At 72.6% G+C, this 13,156-nt stretch carries 12 protein-coding genes; 7 read left to right on the forward strand and 5 right to left on the reverse strand.

The genetic code is table 11. The features are described from left to right. Positions 1-54 precede the first annotated feature (54 nt). The gene (mgt, locus tag ACFY8O_RS31945) at positions 55-1,248 is read left to right on the forward strand and encodes a macrolide-inactivating glycosyltransferase (RefSeq protein WP_387908595.1); all 1,194 of its coding nucleotides are present in this window, start codon (positions 55-57) and stop codon (positions 1,246-1,248) included. Between the two features lie 13 nt (positions 1,249-1,261). Here mgt and ACFY8O_RS31950 read toward each other — a convergent pair whose 3' ends face one another. The 4 genes from ACFY8O_RS31950 to ACFY8O_RS31965 all read right to left on the reverse strand — a co-directional run bounded on the left by ACFY8O_RS31950 (position 1,262) and on the right by ACFY8O_RS31965 (position 6,831). Beyond that, positions 1,262-2,839: a polysaccharide deacetylase family protein gene (locus ACFY8O_RS31950; protein ID WP_387908597.1), complete on the reverse strand. Its 1,578-nt coding sequence runs from the start codon at positions 2,837-2,839 to the stop codon at positions 1,262-1,264. Between the two features lie 100 nt (positions 2,840-2,939). Next, complete coding sequence (locus tag ACFY8O_RS31955; RefSeq protein ID WP_387908598.1) at positions 2,940-4,415, reverse strand: glycosyltransferase family 2 protein; 1,476 nt, start codon at positions 4,413-4,415, stop codon at positions 2,940-2,942. After that, positions 4,412-5,419 (reverse strand): hypothetical protein, encoded by a 1,008-nt coding sequence (locus tag ACFY8O_RS31960; protein ID WP_387908600.1) that lies wholly within the window; start codon positions 5,417-5,419, stop codon positions 4,412-4,414. Before ACFY8O_RS31960 ends, ACFY8O_RS31955 begins: the two co-directional genes overlap by 4 nt. Beyond that, on the reverse strand, positions 5,416-6,831 hold the full coding sequence (locus ACFY8O_RS31965) for a nucleotide sugar dehydrogenase (protein WP_449341836.1): 1,416 nt from the start codon (positions 6,829-6,831) through the stop codon (positions 5,416-5,418). The genes ACFY8O_RS31960 and ACFY8O_RS31965 overlap by 4 nt, the downstream gene beginning before the upstream one ends. 305 nt (positions 6,832-7,136) lie before the next feature. Between ACFY8O_RS31965 and ACFY8O_RS31970 the strand changes: the two genes are divergently transcribed. The 6 genes from ACFY8O_RS31970 to ACFY8O_RS31995 all read left to right on the forward strand — a co-directional run bounded on the left by ACFY8O_RS31970 (position 7,137) and on the right by ACFY8O_RS31995 (position 12,300). Then, positions 7,137-8,339 (forward strand): S8 family peptidase, encoded by a 1,203-nt coding sequence (locus ACFY8O_RS31970; RefSeq protein WP_387908603.1) that lies wholly within the window; start codon positions 7,137-7,139, stop codon positions 8,337-8,339. Positions 8,340-8,446: 107 nt separating this feature from the next. Continuing rightward, positions 8,447-8,995 (forward strand): DUF1697 domain-containing protein, encoded by a 549-nt coding sequence (locus tag ACFY8O_RS31975; protein WP_145811941.1) that lies wholly within the window; start codon positions 8,447-8,449, stop codon positions 8,993-8,995. Beyond that, positions 8,988-9,371, forward strand: a complete 384-nt coding sequence (locus tag ACFY8O_RS31980) for a nuclear transport factor 2 family protein (protein WP_145811939.1) — start codon at positions 8,988-8,990, stop codon at positions 9,369-9,371. The genes ACFY8O_RS31975 and ACFY8O_RS31980 overlap by 8 nt, the downstream gene beginning before the upstream one ends. A 552-nt stretch (positions 9,372-9,923) precedes the next feature. Next, positions 9,924-10,841 (forward strand): S1 family peptidase, encoded by a 918-nt coding sequence (locus ACFY8O_RS31985; protein WP_145811937.1) that lies wholly within the window; start codon positions 9,924-9,926, stop codon positions 10,839-10,841. 165 nt (positions 10,842-11,006) lie between these two features. Further along, a complete protein-coding gene (locus tag ACFY8O_RS31990) occupies positions 11,007-11,594 on the forward strand; it encodes a TIGR03086 family metal-binding protein (protein ID WP_387908604.1) in 588 nt (195 codons plus the stop codon). A 73-nt stretch (positions 11,595-11,667) separates the two neighbouring features. Then, positions 11,668-12,300 (forward strand): mycothiol-dependent nitroreductase Rv2466c family protein, encoded by a 633-nt coding sequence (locus ACFY8O_RS31995; protein WP_387908606.1) that lies wholly within the window; start codon positions 11,668-11,670, stop codon positions 12,298-12,300. Positions 12,301-12,397: 97 nt separating this feature from the next. Here ACFY8O_RS31995 and ACFY8O_RS32000 read toward each other — a convergent pair whose 3' ends face one another. Then, positions 12,398-13,150, reverse strand: a complete 753-nt coding sequence (locus tag ACFY8O_RS32000) for a sirohydrochlorin chelatase (protein WP_145811931.1) — start codon at positions 13,148-13,150, stop codon at positions 12,398-12,400. Between the last annotated feature and the right edge of the window lie 6 nt (positions 13,151-13,156).

Below are 13,156 nucleotides of genomic sequence, written 5' to 3' on the forward strand. Positions count from 1 at the left end.
CCGGCCCCCGCATTTGGCTGGACGAGACGTCTCGTCTCGCTTAGAGTGGTACGCATGACGCCGACCGCGCCCTCACACATCGCCATGTTCTCCATCGCCGCCCACGGGCACGTGAACCCGAGCCTCGAAGTGATCCGGGAGCTCGTCGTCCGTGGGCACCGGGTCAGTTACGCGGTCCCGGCCTCCTTCGCGGAGAAGGTCGCCGCCACCGGCGCCGAGCCGGTGATCTACACTTCCACGCTGCCCACCGCGCCGGAGGACTGGGGCAGCGAACCCCTCGACCAGGTCGAGCCGTTCCTCGACGACGCCGTCCAGGCCCTTCCCCAGCTCGCCGCGGCCTTCGCGGGGGACGAACCGGATCTCGTCCTGTACGACATCACCGCCTACCCGGCGCGCGTCCTCGCGCACCGGTGGGGCGTCCCCGCCGTCCAGCTCTGGCCCAACCTGGTCCCCTGGGAGGGGTACGCGGAAGAGGTGGGCGAGCCCATGAACGCCGAGCTGAGGAGGACCCCGCGGGGACGGGCCTACTTCGCGCGGTTCGCCGACTGGCTCGCGGAGAACGGTCTGGACGGCCTCTCCACGGACGACTTCGTGGCCAGGCCGCGCCGTGGCCTCGTGCTGATCCCCGAGGCGCTCCAGCCGCACGCCGATCGTGTGGACCGCACCAGGTTCACCTTCGTCGGAGCCTGCCAGGGTGAGCGGGCGGACCAGGGGGAGTGGGAGCGGCCGGCCGGCGCGGAGAAGGTCCTGCTGGTCTCCCTCGGGTCGGCCTACACTGACGAACCGGACTTCTACCGCGCGTGCGTCAGCGCCTTCGGCGGCCTGCCGGGCTGGCACACGGTGCTCCAGATCGGCTCGCAGGTGGACCCCGCCGTGCTCGGCGACGTACCACCGAACGTCGAGGTGTCCTCCTGGGTTCCGCAGCTGTCCGTGCTCCGGCAGGCGGACGCCTTCATCACCCACGCGGGCGCCGGCGGCAGCCAGGAGGGGCTGGCCACCGGAACGCCCATGGTCGCCGTTCCGCAGGCCGTCGACCAGTTCGGGAACGCGGAGATGCTCCAGGCGCTCGGTGTCGCCCGGCATCTGGCGAAGGAGGACGCCGACGCGGATTCCCTGCGCGCCGCCGTCCTCTCGCTGGTGGACGATCCCGAGGTCGCCGCGAAACTCGCACGGATCCGGGAGGGCATGGCGCGGGAGGGCGGCACCCGCCGGGCGGCGGACCTCGTCGAGGCCGAACTGCCCTCGTGAGAAGGCGCCGTCGTCACCTGTCCCCCGCCGCCTTCCGCCCGGCGCCCTTGCCGGCCGCGCCGTCCCCGCCGGCGGAGGGCCTCACCGACAGGGAGGCGAAGCGCGGCCAGACACCGTCCGGGTCGCCGTTGCGCACGCTGAGGGCGAATCCGCCGGACGCGTCGCCCCCGGTCACCCGTGAACCGGAACGCTTGATCTGCACCGTACCGTCGACGACGACAAGGGTCCGGTCGCCGTCCACGGTGACGGTGACCCGGTGCTCGGCTGCGTTCCTCAGCTTGCGGCGGCCGACCTCGCGCCAGTGGCCGCCCTGACGCTCCATCAGGCGGACGTAACTGAAGCTGACCGCGACCGCGAGCGGGTCGAGGCTTCCGTCGCGCACGATCAGGCCGACGTTGTTCTTCGACTCGCGCAGCCGGGCGGCCCGGGCGTCCACGGTGTAGGAGGACCAGTCGGCGGTACTCGCCGGCCGGTAGGAGGCCGCGGCGTACTCCGTGCCCTCCGGATGAGGGCCCGCACCGGTCAGCGCCCCCAGACCGGTGGCGCCCGACCTGTCGTTGCGCCGCCACAGCCCCGGCCGGGTGAGCGGAGCGGGGCACGCGTCCGGGGAGACGGCGGTCCAGCGTTCCACCGCGGCGAGCAGATCCCGGACCCCGGTCTCCGCGGTGACCTCGACGCGCTGCACCTCGCGCGCGGCTGCCGCCCGGCGCCCGGCCGGCAGCGGGCGGTCGGAGCTGTTGGTCAGGGCGGCGGTGAACCGCGCGTCGAGTGCCGCCCGCAGCGTCGCATTCGTGGTCATCGCCGCCTCGTCCCCGCTCGCCTCCGAGAACGGATAGGCGAAGAGCCTCGGTGCGGGCAGGCCGTGGCGGGTGATGTCGGCGTTCGCGCGGTCCAGGTCCTCCTCGACCCGCCGCCGGTACTCCGCCTCGGTCTCCCGCCGTGCCTCACCCGGCAGCCACAGGCGGCCGGTCAGTACGGAGGACCTGCGGCCGTCCGCGCCCACCGCCGCCCTGCGGTGCAGGTCGTGCGTGTGGTTCTCGAAGTCCCAGCGCCCCGACCCGGCCATCCGCCCGATCTCCTCCCACGAGAGGTAGTACGGACGGTGGCTCCCCACCGCACGCGTGATGAGGAAGGCGGCGGCCCGCATTCGGTACTTGGCGAGGATGCGGTCGGCGTGCACCCACAGCCCGTGGGTCCCGTCGTCGAAGGTCAGGAACACCGAGCGGGGACCGGGCGCCCGCCCTCCACGGAGGTACGCCACGAACTCGGCGCTGCTCAGGGTGCGGTAGCCGGCCGCCGCCAGCGCGGCGAGCTGGGCGTCGAACGCCTCGGGGGTCACCGTGTAGCGGCTGGAACCGTTCCGGCCGACGTCGTGGTACGCCAGCACGACGGGCCCCGCGCCACGCGTCCGCGGCCCTGCCGACGCCCCCTGGGCCGCCGCCCCGGCGCCTGCCGCAGGCCGGGGCGGCGCCTCCTGCGAGGTCACCGCCCTGCGGAACTCGTGGTAGCGCCACGCACCGTAGAACGGGACGCACACCAGCGTCAGGGCCAGCAGTCCGAGCAGCGCCCGGGCGGGTGCGGAGCGGGTCACGGAAGCGTCCCCCGGGAGAGCACGAGAAGGTACACGGCGGCGACGGCCACCGCGCTGAGCAGCGCAGCCAGGGCCCTGAGGGCCAGACGTGACAGGTCCCTCATGCCGCACCCCTGGACCACACACCACGCCGCACGGTGAGCAGGGAGTAGGGCAGCAGCCAGGCGAGGAGCACCGAGGAGAACAGGCTCATGAGCGGCCGGTAGCGCCATCGCGTGTCCCCCGGGTGGTCGATCTTGTACGCGAGGCCCCAGACACAGCCCTTGAGCACCACCCCGCAGAAGTACAGGAGCGTCAGGAAGAGCGCCCCGTGCGCCGGCGCCCAGACCAGGTGCCGGAACGCCATCACCGGTGCCGCGAGCACCCACAGCGCGTGCCCGTAGTAGAGCGCGGCGGGCCCGGGGCCCCGGCGCCACATGAAGGAGCCCGTGAAGAAGAGGTTGCGGATGAAGCTCTTCTTCCAGCGGATCTGCTGACGCAGGAGAGGCCCGAGCCTGGCGGGCACATCCGTCCACACCTTCGCGGAGCGCACGTACCCGACGCGCCAGCGGCGTTCGGCGAAGTCCTCCGCCAGGAAGGGGGACCCGGTGTACCGGCGCTTGAGCGCCGCGCCCGTCCATCTCTGCCCGAGCACGTACCCGGTCAGCTGACGGTCCGTGGCGAAGCGGAACGGTGCGCCCATGAAGCGGTCGTCCGCCCAGGCCGGCAGGTAGTTCCACACGGCGTCCCGGCGGAAGACGGCCAGGGGCCCCGAGACGCAGGAGACCGAACCGAACGACGCCTCGGCCGCCTTGGCCACCCTGAACTGGCCCTCGTACCAGACGTCCTGGACACGTGCCAGCAGACCCGACTCCGTGTTGAGCGCCCGGCAGTGGCCGCTCACGGCGCCGAGTTCGGGGTGGGTGGTCAGGGCGTGTACGCACCGCCGCAACGCGTCGGGGGCGAGGACGCAGTCGGAGTCGGTGAAGGCGATGATCTCGGTGTCGGCGAGCTCGCAGGCCCGCACCAGCGCGTGCTTCTTGCCGACGTTGGCGTCCAGGTGGATGACGGTGATGCCCAGCTCCTCCCGCAGGCGGTCCAGCACGGCGCCGGTGCCGTCCTGGGAGTGGTCGTCCACCACGACGATGCGCACCCCGGGGCAGTCGGAGGCGGCCATGGAGCGTACGCACGCCTCGATGCCGTCCACCTCGTCCTTGACGGCGAGCAGGAAGGTGACGCCGGGGTCCACCGACAGCGCAGGGAAGTGCTCGTCCGGGCCCGGGCGCACCCGCAGCCGGCCCTCGGCGGGGTCCTCGTACCGGCTGTAGGCGATGTACAGCGTCGCGATCGTGCCGGCGAGCACGATCAGGCCGTAGCAGACCGGCAGGTTCAGGCGGGGCAGCAGACGCGCAGACTGGTACGCCAGGATGACCAGGAGCGGCATCAGGCAGAGCAGGACGAGCAGCCGCCGCACCCCGTGCCCGAGCGCGGGGTCGCCGGAGACGGCACGGAGTCTCGTGCCCCGTACGCCGCGGGGGCGGCCGGCGGGGGCGGGGCCCGGTGCCGTGGTGGCCGTCGGCCGGTGGAGCGTGCTCACCGCTGCCCCACCTCCGGACCGGAGCTCTCCGCCCAGGGCCGCCCCGGGCGGGAGGCGTCCGGCGGGCCGCCCGGACACCGCCGGTCCGCGCCGGCGTGCACCGTCGCCGTGAAGCCGAAGAAGGCCATGTCGGTGTTGTCACCCCGCAGTCCCACGCCGCCGGGCCGGGCCAGTCCGCCGGGGGCGCGGTCCTCCGCGTCGAGCACCGTCCGCCCGTCGAGGGCCAGCGTGATCCGCACCCGGTGCTCCCCGCAGCCGCTCACCGTGGCGTCCACCCGGTGCCAGCGGCCGTACTCCGCGGCGTGGTCGCGGGAGGCGAGGGTGGTGTAGACCCCCTCCTCCTCCACGGGACGGCCCGGTGCCGGGTGCTTGCGCTTGATGACGGCCCTGCCGTCACGACGGCGGAAGCTGAGGGCGTACAGCTCCTGCGCGCTGTGGTAGCGGAGCCAGAGGTGTGCGCCGTCCCAGTCGCGCGCGGGAGTGCGCCCGGTGGTGCCCGGGGGCTTCAGGTACACCCAGCACCGCACCGATGTGTCACCGAAGTCGCGGCGGCGCGTGACGAGGCGGAAGACGGAGGAGCCGGTGTGGCGGCCCGAGTCGGGGCCGGGGGCGTCACCGTCCGGTTCCCCGGTCCACCCGAAGCCCCACCGGGAGAGGAGCGATCCGCTGGTGACGACCCAGTCGGGTGAGAGGCGGGCGTCGTCGGCGTCCGGGTTGCGGTGGGCGTATTCGTTGGTGATCAGCCCTTCGGCGGGGAAGGACGCGTGGAAGGGCTGCCCCGGTCCACCGGCGGTATCCGGCCAGGCCGACGTGTCCGGGGCGGGGGAGGGCGAACCGCCGGGGGCCTTGCCGTCACCGGACGGGCCCTGCGCGGGACCGGGCCCGTCCGAGACCAGGACCGCCGCCAGTCCGGCGGCCGGTGCGGCGACGGCCGCGGTGAGCAGGGTCCGTCTGGTCGTCGTCAGGCGGTCCGATGCCGGTGCCCGTGTGAAGGACGGCCTCATACGGCGGCCCCGGCCGCCACGCCGGCCGGACGGCGGGTGACGTCGAGGACGACCGGGCTGTCCGCGGGCCAGACCACCTCCGCGCCGGGATGCAGGGTGTGGACGAGGACCAGGTCCCAGTCCGCCGGGCAGGGGGCGGCGACACTGTGGCGCACGACCCCGTGCCGGTCCAGGCGAGGCACCAGCGGGTCGGAGTACCCGACGGTGGCGCCCCAGGCGGCGAGCCGGTCCATGATCTCCAGCGCCGGGCTCTCACGCAGGTCCGCCACCCCGGGCTTGTAGGCGATTCCCAGGATCAGTACCCGGGCGCCGGCCGTGGCCAGTCCCCGTGCCGTCAGGGCGTCGCGGACCTTTCCCGCGACCCGGGCGGGGCGCTCCGCGATCGCCGTCATCGCGACCTCGACGAGGGGGGACGCCACCTCGCGTGCGCGCAACTGCCACAGCAGGTAGTGCGGGTCGCAGGGGATGCAGTGACCTCCCACGCCGGGGCCCGGGTAGAAGGGCATGAAGCCGTACGGCTTGGTGGCGGCGGCCTCGATGACGTGCAGGGGTTCCAGGCCGAGTTCCAGGCAGTTCTCGGCCAGTTCGTTCGCCAGCGCGATGTTGACGGCCCGGAACGTGTTCTCCCACAGCTTGCTCATCTCCGCCGCCTCCGGGCTGTCCACCCGGTGGACGGAGGGCGCGGTTCCGGCCAGCAGGGAGGCGGCCAGTTCGGTGCAGCGACCCGTGACGCCGCCGATGACGCGCGGTGTCCGGTCGGGGGAGTGGGAGGGGTTGCCGGGGTCGATCCGCTCGGGCGCGAACGCGACGAAGACGTCCGTGCCGGGTCGCAGCCCCCTGGCCACGAGAGGCTCGACGAGGAGCTCGCGGGTGGTGCCGACGTAACTGGTCGAGGTGAGGACCAGGAGCTGCCCGGGCACCGCGTGGGCCACCGCCGAGGCGCAGGCGGCCTTCAGGGCGCGCAGATCGGGCAGGAGACCGCCGTCCACAGGGGTCGGGACGCAGATGATCACCGCGTCCGCCTCCAGGGCCGCCGCGGGGTCGCTCGTCACCCGGAAGCCGGGGTCCAGGAGCGCCTGCGCCAGCCGGTCCTGCTGGGCGGGCAGCAGATCCACCCGCACGGAACGGATGTCCGCGAGCCGGGATTCGCTGGTGTCCACGCCGACCACGGTGCGGCCGGCCGCGAACAGGGAGAGCGCGGTGGGCAGTCCCACGTAACCGAGGCCGACGACCGCGACGTCGGCCAGGCGCCCGTGCTGGGACTGCGCCGGCAGACTCGCGGTCAGCTGCTCGGGAGACAGGGTTACGGCGCCCGCCCCGTCCGGCACCTCGTCGTCCTGGCTGGTTGTTCGAACGGTCCGCCACGTGCCTCCCGGAGGGACGTGGGGTGAGTTGTCGTCAGCGATCTGCACAACCGAAACATGTCATTCCGCAGCGCTCTTTCCTCGTACCCGACGAATGCATCCGCGTCCGTCCGGGCGGAGTTCACCCGTCCGGCAAGCGCGTTCGCCCTAATGAGCGAGGGGTGGCCGCACCGCCTGCCACGTCCCGGGCGATATGTGGCGGTTTGCTGTGACGGAAGTTTGCCGACTGCGTGACGGCTACATGAAGGTCTTGATCTGGGCGCGTCAATCGAGCAGGGTTTCGAGGCAGCCCCCGGAGAATTTCCGGCCGAGGGCCAATCCCCCCACAAAGAATGACGAGGAGACCCCTCTTCATGGCAATTCACAAGCGCACACGTTCGGTCAAGCTCACTGCCGCGATAACCGCCGTGGCGGCAGCCGCCGGTGTCACCCTGCTCGCCACTCCGTTCGCCGGAGCCGCGCCGGCCCCCGCGACGGGCGTCGTCCACGGCGCGGACGCGGCCACGGCCGTCTCCGGCAGCTACATCGTGATGCTGGATCAGAAGGCCGACAAGGCCGATCTCGCCGAGCAGTACGGCGGCACGATCGAGCGCACCTACAAGTCGGCGATCAACGGCTTCTCGGCCAGCGGTCTTTCGGAGGCGGAGGCGAAGCGGCTCGCCGCCGACCCCGCCGTCTCCAAGGTGGTCCAGAACAAGAAGTTCCACATCGACGCCACCCAGGACAACCCGCCGTCCTGGGGCCTGGACCGGATCGACCAGGCCGGGACCGAGGGCGACAGCGCGTACACCTACCCGGACGCCGCCGGCGGCGACGTCACGGCGTACGTCATCGACACCGGCGTCCGCGTCACCCACAACGACTTCGAGGGCCGTGCCACTTCGGGCTACGACGCCGTGGACAACGACGACGACGCCGACGACGGCAACGGGCACGGCACCCACGTGGCCGGGACCATCGCGGGAGCCGCCCACGGCGTGGCCAAGAAGGCCAAGATCGTGGCCGTCCGCGTCCTGGACGACGCGGGGTCGGGCACCACCGAACAGGTCGTCGCCGGGATCGACTGGGTCACCGCGAACCACGAGGGTCCGTCCGTCGCCAACATGAGCCTCGGCGGGGGTGCCGACCCGGCACTCGACGCGGCCGTCCAGAAGGCCATCGCCTCCGGGGTCACCTTCGCGGTGGCCGCGGGCAACGAGTCGAGCGACGCGGGCGAGGGCTCCCCCTCCCGGGTCCCCGAGGCCATCACGGTCGCCTCGTCCACCAAGGACGACGAGCAGTCCTCCTTCTCCAACTTCGGCTCGGTGGTGGACATCTACGCCCCCGGCTCGGACATCACGTCGGCCTGGAACGACAGCGACGACGGCACGAACACCATCTCCGGCACGTCCATGGCCACCCCGCACGTCGTCGGCGCCGCCGCCGTCTACCTCGGCGGTCACCCGGACGCCACCCCGGAGGAGGTCGCCACGGCGCTGACCGGGGGAGCCACCCCCGACGCCATCTCCAACGCGACCGAGGGCACCGCGAACAAGCTCCTGAAGATCGTCGAGTAGCTCCGCCGGTACACCGGCACCGGACCGCCGCGCCCTCCCCCACGGGGCGCGGCGGTCCTCACGTGGGGCAGCGCCGAGGTGAGGCCGGCACCCTCTAGGGTGTGACCATGAGCACGATGTACGCGGCGCTGCTGCGTGGGGTCAACGTCAGCGGCCGACGGCGGGTGCCGATGCCGGAGCTCCGCGAGGTGCTCGGGGAACTGGGTCACGAGGACGTCGCCACCTATCTGCAGAGCGGGAACGCCGTGTTCAGCAGTGCGTCGGGTGACGAGAACTCCCTGGCCGCCGAGCTGGAGCAGGCGATCGAGGCCCGCTTCGGCTTCCCGGTCGACTGCCTCGTCCGCTCGGCCGGCTATCTCGCCGCCGTGGCCGGGGCCTGCCCGTTTCCCGCCGCCGAGCTGGAAGCCAGGCAGCTGCACGTCACGTACTTCGACAAGCCCGTGGACGCCGCCCGCTTCGCCGCGCTCGACGCCGAGGCCTTCCGCCCCGAGGAGTTCCGGCTCGGCGAGCGTGCCCTCTATCTGTACGCGCCCGACGGGCTCGGCCGCTCCAAGCTGGCCGTCGCGCTCGGACGGCCCGCACTCACCCGCGGTCTCGTCGCGACGAGCCGCAACTGGAACACCGTGGTCAAACTTGTGGAGATGACGCGTGACTGAGCCTTCGCCCGCCGTGGCAGCAGCGATCGAGGGTGAGCTCCGCCTCCTCGATCCAGTGGTGCGGAGCTCCGCGGACGTGCTGGCCAGGCTGCTGCACCCCGACTTCCGGGAGATCGGCACCAGCGGCCGGCTGTGGGAGCGCAAGACGATCATCGCCGCACTCACCGCACCGGACGCCCCGCACCCCGGGCCGCTCACCGCGTCACGGATGCGCGGCGACCAGCTCGCGCCGGACCTGGTGCATCTCACCTTCGACACCGAGTCCAGAGGGCTGCGTTCGCACCGCAGTTCGCTGTGGCGGCTGACCGGGAGTGGCTGGCGGCTCTACTTCCACCAGGCCACGCCCTTCATCGACGACCCCTTCGCCGAGGTCTGAGCGCCGGTTCCCGCCCGCGTCCCCGGCAGCCCCCGCGCAGCACACCCGAACCGGGGTCGCAAGAGTGCGACCCCGGTCTGATCTGTGCCCGGGGACCGGCCGGTTATCGCCGGAAGGGCTGATTCCGGCCACCCGGTCCCCCTGGGCAAAACGCTGGTAAGCCGCCCGAACGGTCGGTGGTCGCAGGGGGCCCGTTCCGGTGTGCGCCGCCGGTCGTGAGCGGCCGTCCCGGGCGCCCCGCGTGTGTGTGAACGCGACGCACCCGGGCATGGGCGGTGGTCCGGGCCCTCTTCGCGGCTTTGCTGCAATTCGCCACGGCTGTCCGTTCGATGAGCGGACACCGGTGTTCGGACGTCACTCGTACGCATTCCGGAGTGCCGGGTCCGCTCTGTGCCGCGGTCCGGAACACGACCTTGCCACCGGGCCAAGTGGAGTCAAGGATTCGAGCCGTGCGGTTGGCAGGTCCACGACCAGAACCCGCGGTCGAGGACAGTCGCACGGCGCGGTCCGCCCACCCAGCGGACCGAACACCCCCCATCGACGGAGGATCCTGTGACCTTCAAGCGCTTCGCCCCCCTCGGCTCGATCTCCAGACGCGCCCGCCTCATCGCGGCGACCTCGGGTCTGGTCACCGCCGTCGCGCTTGCGGCCCCCACCGCGGTCGCCCAGGCCGCACCCGACACCACCGTGACGAAGGCGGAACTCGCCGAGGCCAGTTCCGCGGTACGCGGCGCCGACATCGCGGGCACCGCCTGGTACACCGAGGCGAGCACCGGCAAGGTCGTCGTGACCGTCGACAGCACGGTCAGCGCCGCCGAGATCGCCACGATCAAGAAGTCGGTCACCGACTCCGGTGCCAAGGCCGACATCAACCGCACCGAGGGCAAGTTCAACAAGCTCATCGCGGGCGGCCAGGCCATCTACGCCGGCGGCGGTCGCTGCTCCCTCGGCTTCAACGTCCGCAGCGGCAGCACGTACTACGCGCTGACCGCCGGGCACTGCACCGAGATAGGCAGCACCTGGTACACCAACTCCGGTCAGACCACCACGCTCGGCACGCGGGCGGGCTCCAGCTTCCCGACCAACGACTACGGGCTCATCCGGCACTCGAACTCCGCCGCCGCCGACGGCCGGGTCTACCTCTACAACGGCAGCTACCAGGACATCACCTCGGCCGCCAACCCCAGCGTCGGCCAGTCCGTCAAGCGCAGCGGATCCACCACCGGCGTCCACAGCGGCACCGTCACCGGTCTCAACGCCACGGTGAACTACGGCGGCGGTGACATCGTCTACGGCATGATCCAGACCAATGTCTGCGCCGAGCCCGGCGACAGCGGCGGCTCGCTCTTCTCCGGCACCACGGCCCTGGGCCTCACCTCGGGTGGCAGCGGTAACTGCTCCTCGGGTGGCACCACCTTCTTCCAGCCGGTCACCGAAGCGCTGAGCGCCTACGGCGTCAGCGTCTTCTAGGACCCTCACGCACCACCCGCCCCGCGGGCCGCGCTCCCCGAGCGCGGCCCGTCGCCGTGTCCGCCCCGGCGGTCGCGCGAGGTGCGCGGGGCGAGGCCACCGTCGGCCGAAGGCCTGGCGCGTTTCTTCAAGACCGGCCGTCCGGGCGGCCCGCACGATGGGCGCATGCAGAACGCACACACGCACATGACCGAATGCGCCACCGAAGCCGCCCGGGTGGCCCGGGGTGTCGACGTCCCGCCGCCGGTCACGGCCCCGACCGTCTGCGACGGCTGGGACCTGCGGGAGCTGATCAACCACTGGGTGCTCTACACCGCCCACGGCTCGGAGTGCCGGGCCCTGCGCAGGCCCATCCCCGACGAACTGGCCGGCCGTGACTTCGCGTCCCGCGGCGACTGGGCGGAGCGCTACGCCACCCAGCTGGAGCGTGCGGTCGGCGCCTGGTCCGACCCGGCGGTCTGGACGGGGGACATCGACACCGGGAACGGCTCCGCCCCGGCAGCGGAGACCGCCGCGATGCTCGTCATGGAGACGGCGCTGCACGGCTGGGACGTCGCACGGGCCACCGGGCAGGAGTTCCGCCTCTCCGGTCCGGCGGCGGCCTTCCTCCTGGAGACCGTCGAGGGCTACGCCGCTCTGTACCGGCAGTACGAGGGTTTCGCGCACGAGGTACCCGTGTCCGGGGCGGCCTCCGACTTCGAGCGGGCGCTCGCTCTCAGCGGGCGCGACCCGGGAGGACCCGGCGCGCTGTGAGACGGCGATGGCCCAGCCGAGCGGTGGGCCAATGGCCCAGGGTCTCGAGCCGCCGTCTCCCTAGGCTCTCCGTATGAGCACCGACGTGAACGAGAGAACGGGCCGGACGGCCGTCGACTTCTACTTCGACCCCGCCTGCCCGTTCGCCTGGATCGCCTCCCGCTGGATGCTGGAGGTGGAGCAGCGGCGTGACATCGAGCTCCGCTTCCACGTCATGAGCCTGTACCTGCACAACGCCGGAAACGAGCTTCCCGGCTGGTACCGCGAGCTGGTCGACAAGTCGATCGGCCCGGTCCGTGTCGCCGCCGCAGCCGCCGCCGGCCACGGGCCCGGGGTCCTCAGGGACCTCTACACCGCTCTGGGTACCCGCATCCACCAGGGGAAGAACGGGGACTTCGACGCCGTCACCGTGGAGGCCCTGGCCGAACTGGGCCTGCCCGCCGCCCTCGCGGACGTCGCGCACACCGACGCGTACGACGAGGCCGTGCGGATCAGTCACGACCGGGGGAAGGACCCCGCCGCCGGTTCCTACGTCGGCACCCCGACGATCCACGTGGACGGCACCGTCTGGTTCGGACCGGTGCTCAACTCCGTCCCGCGCGGGGAGGAGGCGGGGAGGATCTTCGACAGCTTCCGGGTGCTGGCCGGCCACCCGGACTTTTTCGAGCTCAAGCGGGAACGCACCGGCAGCCTGGACTTCGGCTGAGACCAGGGGCGGAGGGCCGGCCGGGACCGGCCTCGAACGGGGGAGCAGCACGGACGTGGGCCGGGCCGCCCGCAGGCCGGGGGGACCCGGCCGATTATCAGGCGCTCAGGGCCACCGGCGCCGCGGCGCACGCCTCGTCGTAGCGCGTGAGCAGCAGCCGCGCCAGCTCCGGTGACGGGCCGAGCACACCGGCCAGCACATCGGCTCCCGCCTCCTCGGCGCCCGCGGCGATGCGGTCGGGGAGGCGGCCGGAGGCGATGACGTACGGAGCCACCGCCACCCGCCGCACGCCGTCGGCGCGAAGGGCGCGTACGACGTCGGCGGTGCGGGGAAGAGATGCGGAGGCGAACGCAGGCCGCACGGCGCACCAACCGGTGTGCCGCAGCTCCCGCGCGATTTCAGCGATCACTGCGATCGCCTCCGGGTCCGAGGAGCCGGCCGAGGCCAGGACCAGCCCGGTCGAGCTCTTGTCGCCGGGGCGAACCCCGGCTTCGTACAGCCGCCGTTCCAGCGCGCTGTTCAGCAGTGGGGACGGGCCGAGGACATCGGCCTGCCTGATCCGCAGCCGAGGCAGCCGCGTGCGGGCCTCGCGCAGCACCGAGGGGATGTCCGCCTTGGCGTGGAAGGCGCGGGTCAGCAGCAGGGGGAGCGCGACGACCTCATTCGTCCCCTCCGCGGCCAGGCGCTCCAGCACCTGGGGCACGGACGGGGCGTTGAACTCGAGGAATCCCGTCTCCACGCGCAGCCCGGGCCGCAGCGACCGCACCCGCGCGGTGAGCGCGTGCACGGTCGCCGCGTGCCGCGGGTCGCGGCTGCCGTGGGCGATGACGAGCAGGACGGGGGAGGGCATGAGAAC

This window comes from Streptomyces argenteolus (genome assembly GCF_042902585.1).
GTDB lineage: Bacteria > Actinomycetota > Actinomycetes > Streptomycetales > Streptomycetaceae > Streptomyces > Streptomyces argenteolus.